General features: G+C 69.4%; 22 protein-coding genes. 8 read left to right on the top strand and 14 right to left on the bottom strand.

The window, feature by feature from the left end:
* Positions 1 to 9: 9 nt before the first annotated feature.
* The 8 genes from NWFMUON74_RS32605 to NWFMUON74_RS32570 all read right to left on the bottom strand — a co-directional run bounded on the left by NWFMUON74_RS32605 (position 10) and on the right by NWFMUON74_RS32570 (position 7,159).
* Positions 10 to 783, bottom strand: a complete 774-nt coding sequence (locus NWFMUON74_RS32605; protein ID WP_187685533.1) for a DsbA family protein — start codon at positions 781 to 783, stop codon at positions 10 to 12.
* A gap of 132 nt (positions 784 to 915) precedes the next feature.
* The gene (locus NWFMUON74_RS32600; RefSeq protein ID WP_187685532.1) at positions 916 to 1,764 is read right to left on the bottom strand and encodes a polyphosphate kinase 2 family protein; all 849 of its coding nucleotides are present in this window, start codon (positions 1,762 to 1,764) and stop codon (positions 916 to 918) included.
* Positions 1,765 to 1,781: 17 nt separating this feature from the next.
* On the bottom strand, positions 1,782 to 2,498 hold the full coding sequence (locus NWFMUON74_RS32595; RefSeq protein ID WP_187685531.1) for an ESX secretion-associated protein EspG: 717 nt from the start codon (positions 2,496 to 2,498) through the stop codon (positions 1,782 to 1,784).
* Complete coding sequence (locus NWFMUON74_RS32590; RefSeq protein WP_187685530.1) at positions 2,495 to 3,073, bottom strand: hypothetical protein; 579 nt, start codon at positions 3,071 to 3,073, stop codon at positions 2,495 to 2,497. Before NWFMUON74_RS32590 ends, NWFMUON74_RS32595 begins: the two co-directional genes overlap by 4 nt.
* Positions 3,070 to 3,507: a hypothetical protein gene (locus NWFMUON74_RS32585; RefSeq protein ID WP_232110711.1), complete on the bottom strand. Its 438-nt coding sequence runs from the start codon at positions 3,505 to 3,507 to the stop codon at positions 3,070 to 3,072. Before NWFMUON74_RS32585 ends, NWFMUON74_RS32590 begins: the two co-directional genes overlap by 4 nt.
* A gap of 154 nt (positions 3,508 to 3,661) precedes the next feature.
* Positions 3,662 to 4,906, bottom strand: a complete 1,245-nt coding sequence (locus tag NWFMUON74_RS32580; RefSeq protein WP_187685529.1) for a saccharopine dehydrogenase family protein — start codon at positions 4,904 to 4,906, stop codon at positions 3,662 to 3,664.
* Positions 4,907 to 4,922: 16 nt separating this feature from the next.
* A complete protein-coding gene (locus NWFMUON74_RS32575; RefSeq protein ID WP_187685528.1) occupies positions 4,923 to 6,362 on the bottom strand; it encodes an ABC1 kinase family protein in 1,440 nt (479 codons plus the stop codon).
* A 128-nt stretch (positions 6,363 to 6,490) separates the two neighbouring features.
* Positions 6,491 to 7,159: a TetR/AcrR family transcriptional regulator gene (locus NWFMUON74_RS32570; protein ID WP_187689561.1), complete on the bottom strand. Its 669-nt coding sequence runs from the start codon at positions 7,157 to 7,159 to the stop codon at positions 6,491 to 6,493.
* Positions 7,160 to 7,543: 384 nt separating this feature from the next.
* Here NWFMUON74_RS32570 and NWFMUON74_RS32565 point away from each other — a divergent pair, with 384 nt between their 5' ends.
* The 6 genes from NWFMUON74_RS32565 to NWFMUON74_RS32540 all read left to right on the top strand — a co-directional run bounded on the left by NWFMUON74_RS32565 (position 7,544) and on the right by NWFMUON74_RS32540 (position 13,065).
* Entirely contained in the window at positions 7,544 to 8,806 is a 1,263-nt protein-coding gene (locus NWFMUON74_RS32565) for a DUF445 domain-containing protein (protein WP_232111258.1), read from the top strand.
* A gap of 84 nt (positions 8,807 to 8,890) precedes the next feature.
* Entirely contained in the window at positions 8,891 to 9,400 is a 510-nt protein-coding gene (locus NWFMUON74_RS32560) for a helix-turn-helix domain-containing protein (RefSeq protein WP_187685526.1), read from the top strand.
* The gene (locus NWFMUON74_RS32555; protein WP_187685525.1) at positions 9,397 to 10,062 is read left to right on the top strand and encodes a heparin-binding hemagglutinin; all 666 of its coding nucleotides are present in this window, start codon (positions 9,397 to 9,399) and stop codon (positions 10,060 to 10,062) included. Before NWFMUON74_RS32560 ends, NWFMUON74_RS32555 begins: the two co-directional genes overlap by 4 nt.
* A gap of 307 nt (positions 10,063 to 10,369) precedes the next feature.
* Positions 10,370 to 10,666, top strand: coding sequence for a DUF2516 family protein (locus NWFMUON74_RS32550; protein ID WP_187685524.1), 297 nt, complete (start codon positions 10,370 to 10,372; stop codon positions 10,664 to 10,666).
* A gap of 84 nt (positions 10,667 to 10,750) precedes the next feature.
* Entirely contained in the window at positions 10,751 to 11,770 is a 1,020-nt protein-coding gene (locus NWFMUON74_RS32545) for an alpha/beta fold hydrolase (protein ID WP_187685523.1), read from the top strand.
* A 278-nt stretch (positions 11,771 to 12,048) separates the two neighbouring features.
* Entirely contained in the window at positions 12,049 to 13,065 is a 1,017-nt protein-coding gene (locus NWFMUON74_RS32540) for an alpha/beta fold hydrolase (RefSeq protein ID WP_187685522.1), read from the top strand.
* A gap of 11 nt (positions 13,066 to 13,076) precedes the next feature.
* On the opposite strand, the gene purU is transcribed toward NWFMUON74_RS32540, so the two are convergent.
* Together purU and NWFMUON74_RS32530 are read right to left on the bottom strand one after the other, a co-directional pair.
* On the bottom strand, positions 13,077 to 13,958 hold the full coding sequence (gene purU / locus NWFMUON74_RS32535) for a formyltetrahydrofolate deformylase (protein ID WP_187685521.1): 882 nt from the start codon (positions 13,956 to 13,958) through the stop codon (positions 13,077 to 13,079).
* Between the two features lie 57 nt (positions 13,959 to 14,015).
* Complete coding sequence (locus tag NWFMUON74_RS32530; RefSeq protein ID WP_187685520.1) at positions 14,016 to 14,561, bottom strand: GNAT family N-acetyltransferase; 546 nt, start codon at positions 14,559 to 14,561, stop codon at positions 14,016 to 14,018.
* Positions 14,562 to 14,657: 96 nt separating this feature from the next.
* Here NWFMUON74_RS32530 and deoC point away from each other — a divergent pair, with 96 nt between their 5' ends.
* Entirely contained in the window at positions 14,658 to 15,344 is a 687-nt protein-coding gene (gene deoC / locus NWFMUON74_RS32525) for a deoxyribose-phosphate aldolase (RefSeq protein WP_187685519.1), read from the top strand.
* 1 nt (position 15,345) lies between these two features.
* On the opposite strand, the gene NWFMUON74_RS32520 is transcribed toward deoC, so the two are convergent.
* Entirely contained in the window at positions 15,346 to 16,116 is a 771-nt protein-coding gene (locus NWFMUON74_RS32520; RefSeq protein ID WP_187685518.1) for an LmeA family phospholipid-binding protein, read from the bottom strand.
* Positions 16,117 to 16,230: 114 nt separating this feature from the next.
* On the opposite strand from NWFMUON74_RS32520, the gene NWFMUON74_RS32515 reads away from it, so the two are divergent.
* Positions 16,231 to 16,809 carry a hypothetical protein gene (locus NWFMUON74_RS32515; protein WP_187685517.1) on the top strand — a complete coding sequence of 193 codons (579 nt, stop codon included), beginning with the start codon at positions 16,231 to 16,233 and terminating at the stop codon, positions 16,807 to 16,809.
* Positions 16,810 to 16,882: 73 nt separating this feature from the next.
* Here the strand turns inward: NWFMUON74_RS32515 and NWFMUON74_RS32510 are convergent, their stop codons facing one another.
* From NWFMUON74_RS32510 to NWFMUON74_RS32500, 3 genes are all read right to left on the bottom strand, one after another.
* Positions 16,883 to 17,617, bottom strand: a complete 735-nt coding sequence (locus NWFMUON74_RS32510) for a class I SAM-dependent methyltransferase (RefSeq protein WP_232111257.1) — start codon at positions 17,615 to 17,617, stop codon at positions 16,883 to 16,885.
* Between the two features lie 113 nt (positions 17,618 to 17,730).
* Complete coding sequence (locus NWFMUON74_RS32505; protein WP_187685516.1) at positions 17,731 to 18,249, bottom strand: DUF2505 domain-containing protein; 519 nt, start codon at positions 18,247 to 18,249, stop codon at positions 17,731 to 17,733.
* A 25-nt stretch (positions 18,250 to 18,274) separates the two neighbouring features.
* Positions 18,275 to 18,766, bottom strand: coding sequence for a DUF2505 domain-containing protein (locus NWFMUON74_RS32500; protein ID WP_187685515.1), 492 nt, complete (start codon positions 18,764 to 18,766; stop codon positions 18,275 to 18,277).
* Positions 18,767 to 18,786: the final 20 nt, after the last annotated feature.

Below are 18,786 nucleotides of genomic sequence, written 5' to 3'. Positions count from 1 at the left end.
CCGAGGGCGTCACTTCGCGGCGGCCTCGATGGTCTGGCGCAGGCCGTCGGGCTGCATGAGTTCCTGCGAACTCTTGACCGCGGTGCCGTTCACGAACACCGACGGTGTGGACTGGATGCCCTCGTCCAGCACGTCCTTGGTGGTCCTCTGTACGTACTTGTCGTACTTGTCGCCGGTGATGCACTCGGCGGTGGCCGGATCGGTGTAGCCGGCGGCCTGCGCGATCTGCACGATCTGCTCGTCGGTCAGGCCGGTGCCGTTCTCCGGCGGCTGCTGCTGGTACATGGTGCTCAGCCACGGCAGGAACTTGGTGGGGTCGGCCTCGGCCACGCAGTAGGCGGCATTCGCGCCGCGCGAGGAGTAGCGGGTGCCCGAGGACATCTTGTCCAGGAAGGCGATCACGTTGTACTCGACCGCGGCCGTACCGGCCTGCACCGCGTCCTCGAGCACCTTGCCGTTGGCCTGCTCGAACGCCTGGCACGCCGGGCACTGCAGGTCGGCGACGACGCGCACGGTGACCTTGGCGCCGGGCTTGCCGATGCGGATGGCGCCGTTGTCGGTGATCGAACCGGAAACGGCGTCCGGAGCGGCCGGCTGGGCGGCGACCGACGGCGTGGGCCCGGGATCGTTCTTCTTCGACTGCTTCACCGCGACGCTGATGCCGATGGCGGCGATGAGCGCGACCAGCACGGCCCCGACACCCACCTGGATCAGGATGGTGCGAGTGCGATCGGCACCCTGCACCGAGGCCAGCGGGTTCTTACCACGCGGATTCTTGCTCACCTTCGAGTCGCCTTCCTGTGTCTTCGTGCGGACAGCCGTCCGGTGCCGTCTGCGATGGTACGGGTCGAGCCCGACGCGAGCGCACCGGTGATCCTGAGAAAGCCTCGAGATTCGGGCGGAACGGCCGCCGCGTCAGGAGGCCGCGAGTCGGCGTTTCTGTTCCTCGACGTCGAATCGGGCGGGCGGCCAGTCCAGGTCCAGACCGCTCAGCGCATCGATCAGCAATTCGGTGACCGCCAGCCGGGAGAACCATTTCCGGTCGGCGGGCAGCACGTACCACGGGGCGTAATCGGTCGAGGTGCGGTCCAGCATCGCCTGGTAGGCGTCCCGGTACGCGGGCCAGAAGGCGCGTTCGTCGATATCGGCCGGGTTGAACTTCCAATACTTGTCGCGCCGGTTCAGCCGCTCGGCCAGCCGTCGCTTCTGCTCGTCCAGTGACACGAACATGGCCACCTTCACCAGTGTGGTGCCGGCGTCGACCAATTCGCGCTCGAACTCGTTGATCTCGTCGTAGCGGGCGCTCCACACTTCCGGCGGCACCAGGTTGTGCACCCGGACCACCAGCACGTCCTCGTAGTGCGAGCGATCGAACACCCCGATCTGCCCGCCGCGCGGCAGCCGCTTGCGGATCCGCCACAGATAGTGGTGACGCTGCTCCTCGGCGGTGGGCACGCCGAAGGCGGCATGGTCGACGCCCTGCGGATCCACCGAGCCGATGACGTGCCGGACGATCCCGCCCTTACCCGCGGTGTCCATGCCCTGCAGCACCAGCAGCACGCTGCGGGCATCGCCCGAGCGGCCGTTGGCGAACAGCTTCTCCTGCAGGTTCGACAACACCCGGCTGCGCTCGGCCAACAGCCGCGTGCCCTCCGTCTTGCCGCCCGAGAAGCCCGGGGTGGCGGACGGGTGCAGCGCGGCCAGCTCGATGCCGTCGGCGCGCAGGGCCTGGGTGACCGGTTCGGACCACGGGGATGTCGCCATAACTGTGCAGTATGCGCTCAGTGGATGCCCGCGAGCTTCATCAGCTGGCTCGCGAAGTCGGTGTCGGAGACCGGGGTCAGTACCAGGTCGGCGGCCGTGGTCAGCAGGTAGCGGCCGTCGCCGCTGAAGTCCAGCCAGGTGCGGTGCCGGGTGGGCGGCGACATCGGATTGTCGGGGGCCACGCTCACCGTGATGAAACCGCGGGCGTCGACCGGTTCGCGCAGTTTGCGGCGGAAGCGGGCGGCGCCGCCGCGGCCATTGGTGGCGAGCGGGGGCGGCGGGTCCGGTTTCAGCACCTCGTCCTGCGGTTCACGCATTGCCGCCTGGCGGCCGGGCGGCGCCGAGCCGACCACCTCCACCAGCTTGGCGCCCAGCGCGCGGGCGTGGCAGACCGTGACGGTCACGGTGTCGGCGCCCGCGACGAGGAGTCCGGCGTGATGGTGCACGACGGCGGCGAAGGCGAGGATGCGTTCCGGTGTGGCAGGGTCGGCGCCCGCGCGCTGGCCGGTGATCGTGATGGTGGTGGCGTCGGTCCGGGCGCACAGCATCAGCGCCGCGGTCAGGTCCGGATCGGTGTTGCGGGCGTAGCGGTGCCGCAAACCCAGTGCGGCGTACTCGGATTCGGTGCGGGCTGTGGCCGCGGGTAGCAAATTTACGGGGTAAGGACGGCGGTCCAGGCCGGTCTCGGTGGCCCAGACGTGCGTGAACTCGTCCGGGGTGAGAACCCATTTCACTGCTGGTGACCCCCGCTCGAGCCGGGCCCGGGTGGCGCCGGCGCGAACCGGGGGACGCGGTCCCCGGACGCGGGCATGGTCGGGTTGTAGACGTAGGCCATCACATCGCGGGCGTCGGCGAGGGCCGACGCCGCGCGCAGGTCGTATTCCATCCGGCGACGGCCGCCGTGCACGGCCTCGGCGACCGGATCCTCCAGCGGCTGATACGGCGGTGGCGGCGGCGGGATGGCGTCCCGAATGGCTTGGGCCGCTTCGGCATCCGATTCCAGGAGCCGATGCACCGCGGCACAGACCTCCGACATCGCGGTGCCGCGCGCGACCAGCGCCCGGGTGGCCCGCAGCGCCGCGTCCCGCGCCTGCCCGCTCCAGCGGGCGAACTCGGCGTCGGTGCTGTCGGAGAACGCGCGGAACGCCTCGCCGACCAGTTCGGCATTGCGGTGCCAGGCGTCGGCCGCCTGCCCCAGCGCGCCCGGGTCCAGCGCCTCGTGCACGTGGTCCCACAGCTCCTGATGCGTGTGCGCGCCGAACAGTTCGCGGTCCGGGACGTAGGGCGGGTCGGCCTCGTCCGGTGTCACCGGTCCTCCAGGCGGGTGGCGGCGAGCTCCACGGCGGCCCGGTTGGCGGCCTCGGCCTCGGCGAAGTGCTTGCCCGCGGCGAGGTACGCGGCCTTGAACAGCAGCGCCGTCTCCTGGAAGGAGAGCACGGTGTCGAGGTATTCGCGGCCCTTGCCCGCGAAGCCGCGGGTGAGCTGGTGGCCGGAGGGCAGATCGGCGAAGCCGGTGACGGCGGTCAGCTGATGTTCGTTGGCCCGGGCCTTCTGCAGGTCCTCGACCAGCCGATCGCACGCCGCGGCCAGATTGCGCGCGACATCCTCGGCGATCTCGAAGGCCGTGGCACCGGAACCCGTTGCCGCGGCGTAGAGTTCGCGAGCGGCCTGCTGTCCGGTATCCGGTACGCCCATCCCTCGTTCCCCCTTCCGCTCACCACCCACCTGTCCCCATCGGGACATTACCGGAGCGTAACCTGCGCCGACGCCGATCGCGGTTGTGACACGGCACACCACGCCACCTCGTTGTCCTGTGAAAGACGTTGCCCGGTACGGGCTTCCGGGTCGGCGCTCCGGCTCGGGCGTGGCGCACCTGGGACGCCGTCAGCCCCGGCGGTTATGCGGCCCGCTCGACCTCGATGGTCATTCCGGCCTTACGCAAGCGGTCGGTGAGTGGATCGGCCATCGCCGCCGCCGGGGTGAGAACGCCTGCCAGCTCGGGCAATTCGTCGTAGGCCAGGCAGAGGCCGGACTCGCCGAGCAGGACCGCGGTGGCCTGGTAACCCGGATCGCCCTGTCCGGCAAAGGTACAGACGTACTTCGCGCCGGAGGTGGTGTGCGCGAAGGTCTTCATGGTGAACCAGCCGTTGCGGCGGGCCTCCTCGCTGGGACCGGTGCCCGGCTTCGGCAGCACCCGGTCGAGCAGCCGGCGGCCCGCCGACACCTTCGACAACAGCGCCCCGGTCGCCATGCCCGCCGCGATGCCACCGGCGATACCGGCCGCGACCAGCGGCGCGGCGGCCGACTTGCCGGCGCTCATCACCTCGCGATAGTGGAAATTCTTGCCGTACACCCAGCCCAGCAGGCCGTTGCTGCGCCGCACGATCTTGGTGTTGTGCGCGGCCATCACGAATGTGGTGACCCAGCCGTCGAGACTCGGGTCGATGTTGGCCGCGCGGGTCAGTGCCTGATCGGACTGCCGCCCGACGTCGGGCTCCATCGACTTGTCCGGGCTCAGCGAATACGGATGCGCCAGCACCGACCCCTTGGCCGGGTCGGCGGCGATCGCCTCCATCATGGCGCGCCCGGAGTCGATGGTGCCGCCGCTGGCGCCGCCCTTCAGCCAGGCGACCAGGGTGGTCTCGGTGAGTTCGCCGGTGTTGTCCTCGACCGAGCGCCGGTACAGCCGGTACACGCTCAGATCCGACGGAATCGAATCGTAGCCACAGGAATTCACGATCTTCGCACCGCTCGCCACCGCCTGCTCGTGGAACCGGTCGATGCATTCGCGGATGAACAGCGGCTCGCCGGTGAGGTCGGCGTAGTGGGTACCGGCCTGCGCGCACGCCTGCGCCAGCGGCAGGCCGTAGCGCAGGTACGGGCCGACGGTGGTGACCACGACCCGGGTGCGCGCGACGAGTCCCTCCAGTGCGCACTGATCGGTCGAATCCGCCACCAGCAGCGGCCATTCCGCCGCCGCCGGGCCCAGCCCGTCGCGGATCTTGGTCAGCTTCTCCGGTGAGCGGCCCGCCAGGGCGATCCGGGCCCCGGCCGGTGCGGCGCCCGCCAGGTATTCGGCGGTGAGCCTGCCGACGAAACCGGTCGCGCCGAACAGCACGAGATCGAATTCCCTGTCTGCCATGGAGTTTCCCATCTGTTCACGCTTTTTTGCGTCGTTTCCCGGTGGTCTGCTTGCGCTCTGGTGCGGTGGTCCGGGTGACGAGATCGGGTCGCTGCGCGAGCCAGGCGTGGTGCAGCTTGCCCAGTTCGGTGACCGGCGGATCGCCGTAGAGCCATTCGCGGGCGATGCGGTGCCAGTTGGCGGTCGCCTCCAACTGGCCCAGCACGCCGAAGGTGAGGAAGTCCGCGCGGCGGGAGAACAGGTGCTCCGGCGGCAGGTTCTGCTGCTTCATCCCGGCGTACTCACCCGCTCGCGGGTCCACGGCCAGCACGAACGCGCCGCTGGCCAGTTCGGGGGTGATGGTCAGCTCCTCGTCCAGCACCGCCCACTCGCACGCGGCGAGCACGTATTCCAGGCATTCCTCCGGCGTGACCTCCTCGGGCGCGTCGATGACGCCGCGGTCGATCATGATCTGCCACAGGTCTTCCGCGCGGTCCTCGGCCGCGGCGCGGATCCCGGCGATCTCGGCCTGCACGTGCTTGGGGTCCATCCGGTTGAACAGGCCGAAGTCCAGGAACGCCACCCGGCCGTCCTCGCCCAGCAGCAGATTGCCCGGGTGCGGGTCGCCGCAGAACTCGTTGAAGGTGAACAGTGAGCCCACGTAGAACCGATAGATGATCTCGCCCACCCGGTTTCGCTCGGCCGCGGGCAGCCCGCGGATCTCCTCGAAGCCGCGCCCGGGGAAGTACTCGCTCACCAGCACGCGGGTGCTCGACAGCTCCGGCATGGTGGCCGGGACCACGATGAACGGATGGTCGGCGTACAGGTCGGCGATCTGGCGTTGGGTATTCGCCTCGGCGACGTAGTCGAGTTCGCTCTCCAGATTCAGCCGCAGCTCGTCGAGCACCGCGGGCGTCACCCACGGCATCGCCGACTGCAGCACGCGCCGGAACATCGCCAGATTCTTCAGATCCGCGCGCACCGCCACGTCGATGCCGGGGTACTGCACCTTCACCGCGACCCGGCGGCCGTCGTGCAGCCGGGCCCGGTACACCTGGCCGATCGAGGCGGCCGCGATCGGCTCCGGCTCGAACTCGGCGAAGGTCTCCGCCAGCGGGCGGCCGTAGTCCTCCTCGATCACCGCGCGCATGGTGTCGAAGGACACGTTGGGCGCGCTGTCGCGCAGCACGGCCAGCCGCTTCTGGAAGCGTTCGCGATGCTCGGGCGGCACCAGGTCCAGATCCAGCACGGACAGCATCTGACCGAGCTTCATGGCGACGCCCTTCATGGTGCCCAGCACCATCACCATCTGCTCGGTCGCGCGCAGCATCGACTCCTCGGCCATCCGCGCCCGCACCGCCTCCGAGCGGCCGCGCATGGATCGGCGGGTGCGCTGCGCGCGAATGACGTTGCCGGCCACGGCCACGCCCAGTTTCGTCCCCCGGGCGAATCTGGACGTCGGCAGCTCTTTCGCCATTGAACCTCCGTTGGTGCCGACGCACGGCGGACGCGACCGTCCCGTCCCCTGCCGATCATCAGACTAGCCAACGCGGCACGGTCCGGCCCAGCCGTCGGCGACCGGGGCCGGGGACGTGGGCGGCCCGGCTATTCCGCGGCTTCGCCGGGCTCCGGGAGGTGGTGCGGGGCGGCGTTGAACTTCGCCGGGGAACCGCTCGCGCGCACCATGCCCTCGATGGCGCTCCAGGCCATCATCGTCATGTGGTCGAGCATCATGTCGGCGCTCATGGTGCGGTTGGTGATCCACCAGTCGGTCGCCAGCTGGACGCCGCCGACCAGCACGTACGCGTAGAGCTGGACGCCCTCGGTCTCGATGCCGCGGTCGAACGCCTTGTCCAGCAGCACCGCGGCCACCACGTCGGCGAACAGCTTCTCGAAGTCGGCGAGCGTGGACTTGTCGGTGGTGGAGCCGTTGCCCATGATGAACCGGTACACGTCGGTATCGGCGTCGACGGTGTGCACGTAGGCGGCGAGGGTGTTGCGCACCAGCTCGTACTCGTCGAGATCGTCGCTGATGGCCTCGTAGATACGCGGCATCAGGGTGGTCTCGATGAATCGCTCCATGGTCGCGCGGGTCAGGTCGCTCTTATCCGAGAAGTACCGGTAGAGGACGGTTTTCGAGACGCCGATCTCGGCGGCGATCTCGTCCATGCCGACCTCGCCGCCGCGTTTGCGGATCGCGGCCAGCGTGCCGTCGACCAGTTCCTCGCGACGGTCGATCTTGTGTTGATGCCAGCGCTTCTTGCGCCCGTCCACCCGGCCCGCGCGTGCGGGAGCCGCCCCTTTACGTGCCGCGGTCGTTCCGGTGGCGCGCTTGCCGACCTCGACGAGTTCTTCGGTGGACAGGATGTACTCCTTGGTGGGCGGTACTGGGCGACTCCAGCTTAAATCCTCGCCAACGCACACGTCCGGTCTTCGGTGCGGACCCCCGGTCGCGGTGGCGCGGCGGGTAGGGGTGGGCGGGTCTCACCGGGCAGGTGCGGCGCTGCGACCAGAATGGGAAATATGGAGCGATCTGCCAGCAGTGCGTCCATCGTCGGCGCGGAGTCGGACACGGCCGTCGAACCCGCTGCCGGAGTGGGGAACAACGTGGGAAACAACACAGCCGGTGCCCGCGGGCCGTCGTCGTTCGCGGATCTGATGGACGAGTCCGGCAAGAAGCGCGATCTGCGCCGGATGAAGATCGTGGCGACCGGCTTCCTGGTCGCCGCCACGCTGGTCTATCTGTTCTGTTGCTGGCTCGGCTCGCGCGGCGGTGGCGGGTCGTGGGTCGGCTATGTGCGCGCGGCGTCGGAGGCGGGCATGGTCGGCGCGCTGGCCGACTGGTTCGCGGTGACGGCGCTGTTCCGGCATCCGCTCGGCCTGCCGATTCCGCACACCGCGATCATCCGCAAGAAGAAGGATCAGCTCGGCACCAGCCTGGGCGATTTCGTGCGGACCAATTTCCTGTCGCCGGACACGGTGGCGGAGAAGGTGAATTCGGCTCAGTTCTCGCTGCGACTGGGACGCTGGATGGCCGACGCCGATCACGCCGCCCGCGTGTCGGAGGAGTCGTCGACGATTCTGCGCGCGATCATCGGCGCGCTGCGGGACGAGGACGTCGAGCAGATCATCGACAACACCATCGTCAAACGCATCGCCGAACCGCAGTGGGGTCCACCGATCGGGCGCGTGCTCTCGGAATTGCTGGCCGACAACCGGCAGGCGCCGCTACTGGATCTGCTCGCCGAGCGCGCGCACCAGTGGGCGTTGGGCAGCCAGGAGACCCTGGACCGGATCGTGATGCGCGACGCGCCGTCGTGGGCGCCGAAATTCGTCAATGTGCTGTTGTCGGAGAGAATTTATCGCGAATTGGTGGAATTCACCTGGAAGATTCGCTCGGACCCGGAGCACGAGGTGCGATCGGCGGCGAATCGGTTCCTCGAGGAGTTCGCGAACGATCTGCAGTACGACGAGGCCATGATCGCCAAGGCCGAGCGGGTGAAGGCGGAGATCATGGGCCGCGAGGAGATCACCGGAATGGCCCGCGCCACCTGGCGGGCGGCCAAACGGATGATCTTGGAATCCGCCGACGACCCGCACAGCACGCTGCGCCGCAAGATCACCGAGAACGTGCAGCAATTGGGGCAGCGGCTGGTGGACGAGCCGCCGCTGCGGGAAAGGGTGGACTCCTGGGTGGAACGTGGTGTGCGATACCTGGTTTCCAACTACGGCGCCGAGATCGCGACGCTGATCAGCGATACGGTTGCCCGGTGGGACGCCGACGAGGCGAGTCGCAAGATCGAATTGCAGGCCGGGCGCGATCTGCAATTCATCCGGATCAACGGAACGGTCGTCGGATCGCTGGCGGGCCTGGCGATCTACGCCATTTCCCACGCGTTGTTCCCGGGCTGGTCGGCATAGCCGGCGTGCCGGTGCTAGCAAGAGTGCTTGCAAGAGTTAGCACCCTGTTTTAGAATCGACCGTACAACCGCCGGAAGGTGAGTGATGGCACAGGAGCCCGAGGTTTCCGACCAGAACACCGGGGAATCCGCAGAGACGTCTGCGGCCGGAGAACGGGTGGGCCGCGTCGTCAACGCGGCACACGACATCGGAGGCTTCATCCGGTCGCAGCGAGAGGCCGCGCAGGTCTCGCTGCGTCAGCTCGCACAACTGGCGGGGGTGAGCAATCCGTATCTCAGTCAGATCGAGCGCGGATTGCGCAACCCGTCCGCCGAGGTGCTCGCGCAGATCGCGAAGGGTCTGCGGGTCTCCTCGGAGGTCTTGTACGTGCGGGCCGGCTACCTCGAACAGAGGCCGTCGAGCCCGGTCCGGGACGCCCTGCTGGCCGACACGGTGATCACCGAACGGCAGAAGCAGGTGCTGCTGGACATCTACGAATCGTTCCGCCGGGAAAACGCGGGGAACGACGTCGGAGGGGACAACGAGGTTCCGCATCACGCCACCGATGGCAGCACTATCGAAGTTCCGCCACGCCAGGAGAACGAGACATCATGACCGAATCCCACGCCACCACAGCCACCGTGCGACCGCTCTACGCGACGGTCGGTGCCGGCGACGCGTTGTACGCCGCCGTGAACGACCTGGTCGAGAAGGTCCGTGAGCGCGCCGCCACCGCCGATGTCAGCGGCCGGGTCGAGGAGGCGCGCGAGCGCCTGTCGAACCTGCCGGCCGATGCCCAGGAGCAGCTCGACGCGCTGCGCCAGCGGGTCGCCGCACTGCCCTCGGAGCTGCCCGACGACATCGCCGAGCTGCGCGAGCGCTTCACTCCCGAGGAGCTGCGCCGCCTGGCCGACCAGTACTACCACCAGCTGCTGGACCTGTACGCCGATCTCGCCGAGCGCGGTGAGGAGACGGTCGGCCGCCTGCGTTCGGAGAACACCGGCTTCGACGAGCAGTTCGGCCGCGTCGAGGGCCTCTACACCGACCTCGCCACCCGCGCCGAGGACGTCTTCGGCAAGGTGAGCGAGCAGGCCCGCGGCCTGCTGGGGCAGAAGGTCGCCGCCGAGCCCGTGGCCGCCGAGCCCGTGGTCGACGCCGAGGTCGTGCAGGTGACCACCGAGCCCACGCCGACCACCGAGGCGGCGAAGAAGGCGCCCGCCAAGAAGGCTCCGGCCAAGAAGGCGCCCGCCAAGAAGACCACCACCGCCAAGAAGTAGGGCGCGGCCTCCGGACGCTCGAGACGTCCCGCGGGCTTCTGGTCGCTCGAGACGTCCCGCGGCCTCCGGTCGCTCGAGACGTCCCGCGGGCTTCTGGACGTCCTGCGGCCTCTGGTCGCTCGAGACGTCCCGCGGGCTTCTGGTCGCTCGAGACGTCCCGCGGGCTTCTGGTCGCCCGAGACGTCCCGCGGGCTTCTGGTCGCCCGAGACGTCCGGCGGGCCCTCCGGTCGCTCGAGACGCTCCCGCGGACCCTGGTCGCTGAGACGCCCCCGCAGACCCCTGGTCTGTGGGGGCGTTGGCCCTATCATGGGAGCTGTGTACTCCGTGACTGGTGCAATCCTGTTGGTGTTGTGGCTCGCTGCGCTGGGCGCGACCATCTTTGCGCTGGTCCACGCGGTCCGGCAGCGCCCGGACGCGTTCACCGCCGTCGACAAGCTGACCAAGCCGATCTGGGTCGGCATCCTGGTCGCCGCGCTGGCGTTCCTGCTGTTGGCTCGGACCCCGGTCGGCCTGCTCGGCATCATCGCCGTGGTCGCCACCGGCGTCTACCTGGCCGACGTGCGGCCGAAGGTCGACGAGGTGCAGCGCGGTCCGCGCTGGTAGCGGCCGCCTTTCCCCGCTTGCACTAGCAAGCACCCACTCCTTCGGGTTACTGTGGCTATCAGTAACACACAAAGGAGTGTTCCAATGCGGGCAACGCTGCCTACGCCGATGGCGGAGATCGCGGACCGGGTCCGGGCTCTGCTGCGGGCGCATCGCGCCAACCTGCGCACCCGGGTCTACGGGACCGCCGCGCTGAACCCGCCGGCCGCGCCGGTCGAGGTCGTGCCGGTGACCACCGCGGACGGCACCCGGCTGCGGGTGCACGCCTACGGTCCCGCCGACGGCGACGTCATCGTGCTGGTGCACGGCTGGACGTGCTGCATCGAATACTGGAACCCGCAGATCAACGCCTTCGCCGGCGACTACCGCGTGATCGCCTACGACCAGCGCGGGCACGGCGAGAGCGAACTGGGCGACAGCCCGCTGACCACCGATCTGCTGGCCGAGGACCTGGCCACCGTGCTCGCCGCGACGCTGCGGCCCGGCCGCCGCGCGGTACTGGTCGGCCACAGTCTCGGCGGCATGACCATCCAGGCCTGGGCCGGACGCTATCCGGAGCAGGTCGCGCGGCACGCGGCGGCGGTGGTGCTGACCAACACCGCCTCCGGCGACCTGATCGCCGAGACCACCGTGGTGCCGCTCTACAACCGCGGGTTGATGGCCCTGCCCGTCGCCCTCGGCCGCCACGGGCTGGGCAGTCCGATCGTGTTCCCGCCCATCGCGCCGGTGAAGTGGATCTTCCGGCGGCAGATCATGAGCCTGGGGTCCACCGGCGACATCGCCGAGTTCGGGTTGTCCATCGTGCGGTCGTGCCCGGCGAGCGTGCGGGCGCGGTTCGGGCGGCTGCTGGCCGACCTGGCGCTCGGCGCCTGCGCGGCGAATCTCACCGTGCCGACCACCGTCGTGGCGGGCAAGTTCGACGATATGACACCGCTGGTGCACTCCCAGCGCATCGTCGAAATGCTCCGTGGCGCAGGCAGCTTCGAGCGTCTGGCCGTGCTGCCGACAGGGCATCTGGGCAATGTCGAGGCCTATCGCGAGTTCAACGAGGAGCTCGAGCGGGTGCTCACCTCGACCTACGCCGCGCGAGAGGCCAGCGCCTGACCCACCGGTTCCGTTGCCGCGCACAGGCGACTGCCGTCCGCGGTGAGCCGATCGTGCGCAATTCGTTACGCGGTGCTGTGCTATCGGGGCATGTACCCGGGCCGATATGTGTTGTAGGTAACAACGCTTCATCCACGCGGCCGTTTCACGAATGGCGTTGCGGTCGATGGGTATTCGATGAGGACGGGATGCATGCGGAACGGCTACGACCTGACTGCTTGCACTAGCAAGCACTGCTGCTAGCGCGGTAGTGTGCGCGAGGACACAAAGGAGTGCTCATGCTGGTGAAGCTGCCCGAAACGGTGACCGGCCTGCTGAGCGGGACCGACGCGCTGACCGCCGCCTACCGCGCCCGGTTGCGTGGCCGCACCTACGCCACCGCGGCTCTCAACGCCGCCCCCTCACCCGAGGTCATCCCCGTCACCACCCGCGACGGCATCAGTCTGCGGGTGCAGGCCTACGGCCCCGCCGACGGCGATGTGATCGTGCTGATCCACGGCTGGTCGTGCTGCATCGAATACTGGAACCCACAGATCAACGCTTTCGCCGACCGGTATCGCGTGGTGGCGTTCGACCTGCGCGGCCACGGCGCCAGCGAGGTCGGCAAGCGCGAATTCGGCGCCGAACAGCTGGCCGACGACCTGTCCGACGTCCTCGACGCGGTACTGCGGCCGGGTCAGCGAGCGGTGCTGGTCGGTCACAGCATGGGCGGCATCACGATTCAGGCGTGGGCGCAGCACTATCCGGAGCAGGTCATCGAGCGCGCGTCCGCGGTGCTGCTGGCCACCACCACCTTCGGCTCCATCGCCTCGGAGACCCAGGTGCTGCCGTTCTTCAATGATCTTGTCCCCGCGCCGATCTGGCTGGGCCGGGCACTGTTCGGCACCCCCGTGCCGTTGCCGAGCGGTTTCGCCGTGCGGTCGATCTTCAAGGCGCGCATCCTGAATCGTGCCGCGACGGCCGAGCAGGCCGAGTTCGGGCTCTCGATCGTGCGCTCCTGCCGACCACAGGTCCGCGGCCGATTCGCGCTCGCGCTGGCGGATCTCGATCTGCCCGAGGCCGCCGCCAACATCACCGTGCCCACCAGCGTGATCGCCGGTGAGTACGACCGGCTGCTGCCCAAGCGCATGTCCCAGCGGATCGCCGACGTGCTCGCCGAGACCGGCCACCTGGACCGCTACACCGTGCTGCCGACGGGACACCTGCCGAATATCGAAGCGCCGCAGGAGTTCAACGCCGAACTGCACCGGGTGGTGCGGCTCGGGCAACGCGGGCGGGGCGCGGTCGCCAGCTGATCGGCCGCGCGTCAGTCGAACACGACGGTGCGACGGCCGTGCACGAGGACTCGGCCCTCCAGGTGCCAGCGCAGGCCCCGGGCGAGAACCACCCGTTCGATATCGCGGCCCTGGCGGACCATGTCGTGGGCGGTGTCGGCGTGGTCGATGCGGATCACGTCCTGCTCGATGATCGGCCCCGCGTCCAGTTCGGCGGTCACGTAGTGGCAGGTCGCGCCGATGAGTTTCACGCCGCGCGCGTAGGCCTGGTGGTAGGGGCGGGCGCCGACGAACGAGGGCAGGAAACTGTGGTGGATGTTGATTGCCCGGCCCGCCCAGTGCTCGCACAGCTCCGCCGGGAGCACCTGCATGAACCGCGCCAGCACCACGGCATCCGGATCGTGCGCGTCCACCAGTTCGCGAACCTGTTCGAAGGCCGGGCCACGCTCGGCCGGGTCCTTCGGGAAGGGCACGTGATGGAACGGCACGCCGTGCGCCCGGGTCATCTCAGCCAGGTCCGGGTGGTTGCCGATCACCGCCTCGATGGTGGCGGGCAGTTCGCCGCCGGTGGCGCGGCCCAGCAGGTCGTGCAGGCAGTGCCCGTCCCGGCTGACCAGCAGCACCGCGCGCCGCCGCGCCCCGGAATCCAATAGCTGCCAATCGGTTTCTGGACCCAGCTCCGCCGCCACCGCCGCGAAACGGTCGCGCAACTCCGCCAGCTCGAACGGCACCGTCGCCGCCTTGACGGCCTGCCGCGTGAAGAACCACCCCGACGCGGTATCCGAGTGATAACCGGCCTCCATGATCGACCCCCCGAACTCGGCGATGAACGAGGTGATCCGGGCGATGATGCCCGGCCGGTCCGGACAGCCCAGCATCAGCACGTAACGGCGGTCGTCGGCAGCGGAACTCATACCCCGATACTCCCAGCCAACCCGCCGCGACCCGCAACCGACCGCCGAACGAGCGCGCTACAGCCTGTAGAACGGCTCGGCGTAGCGGAATTCGCCGGTCATGGCCGATTCGTAGGCGGTCAGGGGGCGGATCTGGAAGTGGGCGGTCCAGGTGGGCTCGTCGGGGACGATACCGACGCGGGCGCCGGGGAGGAAACCGAAGCGGGGGTAGTAGTCGAGGCTGCCGAGCAGGCCGATCAGCGGCTCGTCGAGGGCGTCGGCGGCGCCGAGCGCGGCGTGCATGAGCGCGGCGCCGACGCCCTCGCCCTGGTGGTCGGGCAGCACGCCGATCGGCCCGAGCGCCAGGACGGGATACGGACCCACCCCGGCGCGGGTGAGGCAGACGTGCCCGACCACTCGGTCGCGAACCTCCGCCACCATCGACAGCGTCGGAATCCAGCCGGAGTCGCTGCGCAGCCGGTGCACGAGCGCCACCTCGGCCGGGTCGGCGGCCGCGCGCGGCGTCTCGCCGGGGAGGTCGTCGGGGTAGTCGCGGGCGAAGGCGCGGCGGTGCACCGCGTCGATCGCGAGGATGTCGCCGGCCCGTTCACGACGGATCAGCACGGTGGCTTCTCCCTCCCGAGCACCTGCGAGATGGTTCCGGGCTCGACGGCCCGACCCTTACGAGTGTGCCACGGGCGTGTGCCAGACTCAGTCCCCATGGCCGATACCGCTCCGGAATCAGGTACCCGCAAGCTCACTCGCGCCGAGGTGGCCGCGATGATCGACCACACCCTGCTGGCGCCGGAGGCCACCGCGGCCGATGTCGCCGCCACGGTGGCCGAGGCCCGCGAGCTGGGGGTGTACGCGGTGTGCCTGTCCCCGGCCACGCTGCCGGTCCGCGCGCCCGGCCTGGTGGTCGCGACCGTCGCGGGATTTCCGTCCGGCAAGCACCATTCGCTCATCAAGGGCACCGAGGCGCGGCTGGCGGCGGACCAGGGCGCGGCCGAGGTCGACATGGTCATCGATGTCGGCGCCGCGGTGTCCGGCGACTACAACGCGGTGCTGGCCGACATCGTCACCGTGCGTGAAGGACTGGGCGACCGGGCGGTGCTCAAGGTGATCATCGAGTCGGCCGCGCTGCCCGACGAGGCGATCGTCGAGGTGTGCCGGGTGGCCGAGCGCGCGGGGGCCGATTTCGTGAAGACCTCCACCGGCTTCCACCCGCAGGGCGGCGCGAGCGTGCACGCCGTCCGGCTGATGGCCGACACCGTCGGCGGCCGGTTGGGCATCAAGGCCAGCGGCGGCATCCGCACCGCGACGGCGGCCGCCGAGTTGATCGAGGCCGGCGCCACCCGGCTGGGTTTGTCGCGCTCGCGCGAGGTGCTCGCGGGCTTCCCGGAGTAGGTCAGCAGCTGACGTTCCGGTCGCTGTCCGGCGCGGGCTGCAGCTTGGTGGTGCCGCCGGTCAGCGAGACCGAGATGCCGTCGTCGGTGACCCGCACGGCGGTCGGCTGCATGTCCAGCGGATAGGCCTGCAGGCTCTCGGTCATCAGATCGACGATGCCGTCGACCAGATCGGTGGGCAGCCCGAACCCGAACAGCTGGGCGGACTCCGTGGTCACCTCGATGCGGTCACCGACGATCTGCGGCTTCAACCGCATGTCGGCGATCCCGCCGAGCACCTTCACGTCCAGCGTCCCGCTCGCCGGATCCGACTGCACACCCGAGACCAGGCCCTGCAGCGTCTGCGCGATACCCGCGTTGCTCCAAGTGGCCTCGGCGCTGCTGCTGCCGATGTCGGCGCCGCCGCGGCCCTTGTCGATCAGCGTGATGTCGTTGAGCCGGGCGTGCACCTTCATATCCGAGGCCGGGCCGAACTTCGCGTCGTCGCTGTTGATGTCGACGTACTGGATGCGATGGTCGAAGGCGGTGAGCAGCAACGGTTTCGGGCCGAAGCTCACCGCCACCTTGGAGCCGAGATCGCGCTCGACCTGGGTGGCGATGCACTTCTCGGTCCGGTGGCGGTAGTACGTCTCGGCCGCGGCCGCGGTCCCGACCACGGCGAGCACGACGACGAGTCCGACGATCAGGATGATCCGCCGCAGGTTCCGGGCGCCGGTCCGGCCGCCGGACGGCGCACCGGGGACGGTCGCGGTCTCTGGAGGGTTCGAACTCATGCCATGATTCTTCCCGAGCTTTCTGAGCCTGCTCTGTGGGCGGTTGAAGGCTTTGCACAAGGGCCGTCCGCGATTGTGACATGACGCACAGCATCCGCGCGTAATCTGGGTCACATGTCCGGTTCAGCTGAGTGGCAGGTGTTGCGGGAGTCGGCCGCCCGGCACGCCGGTTACTTCACCACCCGTCTCGTCGCGCGTACGCGGTGCCAGGAGCGGGTGCGTTCGGGTCTCGGCGACGGCTCGGTGGTCCGGGCCGGTGTCGGCCTGCTGCGACTGGCGGAGTGGCCCGACGGCCCGCTCGACGAGTACGCGATGTGGTCGGCGTGGTTCGAGGGCACGGCCGCGGTCTCCCACCACAGCGCGGCCGAACTACACGGCCTCGGCCGATTACGCCCGCGCTTCCTGCACCTGTCGGCCGGCGCCGGGCGAGCCCCGAGCGCACCGCGCCTGGTGGTGCTGCGCCGGGCCCTGTGTGGCCGCGACGTCGAGTCGGCGGGCACCTTTCTGGTCACCACTCCGGTTCGTACGGTCCTGGACCTCGCCGAAACGGGCATCGGCCAAGCCGCGCTGGATGAGGTGGTAGCCGACGCGGTCGCCATCCACCGCTGCGCGAGCGCCGAAATCTCTTCCGCCGCAGAGCGATTACCATCCCACACCGCCATCCGCATCCAGCACGCGTTGTCACGGGCTTGACCGAACAGGTTGCGGCGGCAGCCCTCTCGTCGGTCCGGCACGCTTCCGGGGTATCGCTGCTTCGGCGCGCCGATCAACTGTCCTCGGGCGCCACGGTCTCCCAGGGGACCGAGAGTACGCAGTCGCGCATGCGGCGGCGGTAGCGGCGGATAGGGAAGCCTTCCGCGCGTAGGGTTTTCGCAGCCTCGCGCCAGCGTAGGCGCGGGCCGTAGGGGGCGAGCGGCGCGGCGCGGGCCCAGGCGTGGTCGGCGGCGGTGAGCAGGGTGTGTACTCGTTCGCCGGGAATGTTGCGATGTATCAACGCCTTCGGCAGTCGTTCGGCCACATCGGAGGGACGCTCGACGGTGAACGGGTCCCAGGCCAGAGTCAGCGAGATCGGACCGGTGCGATCCAGCAGCACCCAGGCGCAGCGTCGCCCCAGCTCGTCACAGGTGCCGTCCATCAGCAGCCCCTCCGGCGCGAGACCGCTCAGCACCGTCCGCCACGCCTCGGCGACCGCCTCCTCCGGGTACTGCCGCAGCACGTTGAACGCGCGCACCAGCACCGGCCGCAGGCCCGCCAGCTCGAAGCCGCCCCGCGCGAACACCACACCGTCCCGGCCGGGCACCACCCGCGCCGGATCGATCTCCAGCCCGACCACCCGCACATCGGCGCGCACTCGTCGCAGCCGCGCCGCCAGCTCGATCGTGGTCACCGGGCTCGCTCCGTACCCCAGATCCACGACCAGCGGGTCTTCGGCATCCCGCAATCGGCCCGCAACCAACTCGTCGTGCATCAGCCAGCGATCGCTGCGCCGCAATCGGTTGATCCCGGTCGTGCCGCGGGTGATCGCGCCGATCGGTTGCCGGGCTGCTTTCGCACCGTGCCGATCCGGCGGCGTCCGCGAGTTCTCCGAATGCGCGCGGGCCGCCGGGCCGGAACTCACCCCGCGGTGGGGTGCTGCTCGTCCAGCCACTGCGCCGTGAACTCGGCCTCGGCGCGCAACAGGTCCACGAGGTTGATCAGCATCATCTGCTCGAGCTTGGGGCCGAGCATCGGGATGAACACCTTGGCCGTGGAGGAGGTGCGCAGCGTGCATCCGGTCTCGGTGGGGAACAGGTGCATGGTGCCGTTCAGGCTGCCCGGCCCGGCCGGAATCGAGGCCACGTATTCACCGGTGACCTCGGGCCCGAACGGCCCGTAGGTCTCGCGGCGGGTGATCGTCATGTCCTTGCGCATCACCGTCTGCGCGATCTCGGGCAGCATGTCGCGCGGCAGGATGTGCTGAATCTCGACCTCGATGCCGCTGTCCCCGGCGGACAGTTCGGTCACGTCGTTGGGGGAGTACTTGCGCATCTCCTCCATCCGGGCGTCCCAGTAGGCGCGGTCGGACAGCGCCGCGTACACCTCTTTGGTGGTGTGCAGCGGGTAGCGGGCGGAATAGTCCAGTCGGCGGGCCATGGGATGCCAGGGTACTGTGCGCGATTCAGCGATTCGCGATCCAGGTATTGGTGAAGTCGGTCTCCGCGGCGAGCAGCTCCAGCAACTTCTCGGCGACCACGGCCTCGATCTTCTTGCCGAACAACGGGATACCGACCTCGACCGACCCCTGGATGACCGCCTGCGACACCTCGCCGACCGCACTGAGGGTCACGGTGCCGCGCACCTGCGCGGGCGCGTCCTGTACCTGCGCGGTGAAGGTACCGGCGTAACCGGAATAGCTCTCGGTGCGCGGAATGATCAGGTCACCGGGGCGGACCGAGGTGATGGCGCTGGGCAACTCCGACGCCGGAATGGACTGCACCATCTCGACGTGCAGCTGTTCCTGATCGACCGAGGCCTGGAACGAATCCAGCCGCGCGTTGGGCCCGCCGACCTCCTCGATCCGGTCCTTCCAATACTGTTCGTCTGCGAACGCGGCACGGATCGCGTCGGCCGGGTGTGCGTACTGAGCCGTATACGCCAGGGGTGTCGCCATGGTCGAACACGCTACCGTCT

It is taken from the genome of Nocardia wallacei (assembly GCF_014466955.1).
GTDB classification, from domain to species: Bacteria; Actinomycetota; Actinomycetes; order Mycobacteriales; family Mycobacteriaceae; genus Nocardia; species Nocardia wallacei.
Note: the sequence above shows the minus strand (reverse complement) of the source record. Positions and strands in the feature narration are given on the sequence as shown.

What these genes read in the sequence shown, in the direction of transcription:
- NWFMUON74_RS32575 (WP_187685528.1), bottom strand. Translation starts at nt 6,362, where the DNA reads ATGGCGAAAGAGCTGCCGACGTCCAGATTCGCCCGGGGGACGAAACTG.
- NWFMUON74_RS32560 (WP_187685526.1), top strand. Translation starts at nt 8,891, where the DNA reads ATGGCACAGGAGCCCGAGGTTTCCGACCAGAACACCGGGGAATCCGCA.
- purU (WP_187685521.1), bottom strand. Translation starts at nt 13,958, where the DNA reads ATGAGTTCCGCTGCCGACGACCGCCGTTACGTGCTGATGCTGGGCTGT.
- NWFMUON74_RS32545 (WP_187685523.1), top strand. Translation starts at nt 10,751, where the DNA reads ATGCGGGCAACGCTGCCTACGCCGATGGCGGAGATCGCGGACCGGGTC.
- NWFMUON74_RS32540 (WP_187685522.1), top strand. Translation starts at nt 12,049, where the DNA reads ATGCTGGTGAAGCTGCCCGAAACGGTGACCGGCCTGCTGAGCGGGACC.
- NWFMUON74_RS32520 (WP_187685518.1), bottom strand. Translation starts at nt 16,116, where the DNA reads ATGAGTTCGAACCCTCCAGAGACCGCGACCGTCCCCGGTGCGCCGTCC.
- NWFMUON74_RS32600 (WP_187685532.1), bottom strand. Translation starts at nt 1,764, where the DNA reads ATGGCGACATCCCCGTGGTCCGAACCGGTCACCCAGGCCCTGCGCGCC.
- NWFMUON74_RS32555 (WP_187685525.1), top strand. Translation starts at nt 9,397, where the DNA reads ATGACCGAATCCCACGCCACCACAGCCACCGTGCGACCGCTCTACGCG.
- NWFMUON74_RS32500 (WP_187685515.1), bottom strand. Translation starts at nt 18,766, where the DNA reads ATGGCGACACCCCTGGCGTATACGGCTCAGTACGCACACCCGGCCGAC.
- NWFMUON74_RS32505 (WP_187685516.1), bottom strand. Translation starts at nt 18,249, where the DNA reads ATGGCCCGCCGACTGGACTATTCCGCCCGCTACCCGCTGCACACCACC.
- NWFMUON74_RS32550 (WP_187685524.1), top strand. Translation starts at nt 10,370, where the DNA reads ATGGGAGCTGTGTACTCCGTGACTGGTGCAATCCTGTTGGTGTTGTGG.
- NWFMUON74_RS32515 (WP_187685517.1), top strand. Translation starts at nt 16,231, where the DNA reads ATGTCCGGTTCAGCTGAGTGGCAGGTGTTGCGGGAGTCGGCCGCCCGG.
- deoC (WP_187685519.1), top strand. Translation starts at nt 14,658, where the DNA reads ATGGCCGATACCGCTCCGGAATCAGGTACCCGCAAGCTCACTCGCGCC.
- NWFMUON74_RS32565 (WP_232111258.1), top strand. Translation starts at nt 7,544, where the DNA reads ATGGACGAGTCCGGCAAGAAGCGCGATCTGCGCCGGATGAAGATCGTG.
- NWFMUON74_RS32580 (WP_187685529.1), bottom strand. Translation starts at nt 4,906, where the DNA reads ATGGCAGACAGGGAATTCGATCTCGTGCTGTTCGGCGCGACCGGTTTC.
- NWFMUON74_RS32585 (WP_232110711.1), bottom strand. Translation starts at nt 3,507, where the DNA reads ATGTCCCGATGGGGACAGGTGGGTGGTGAGCGGAAGGGGGAACGAGGG.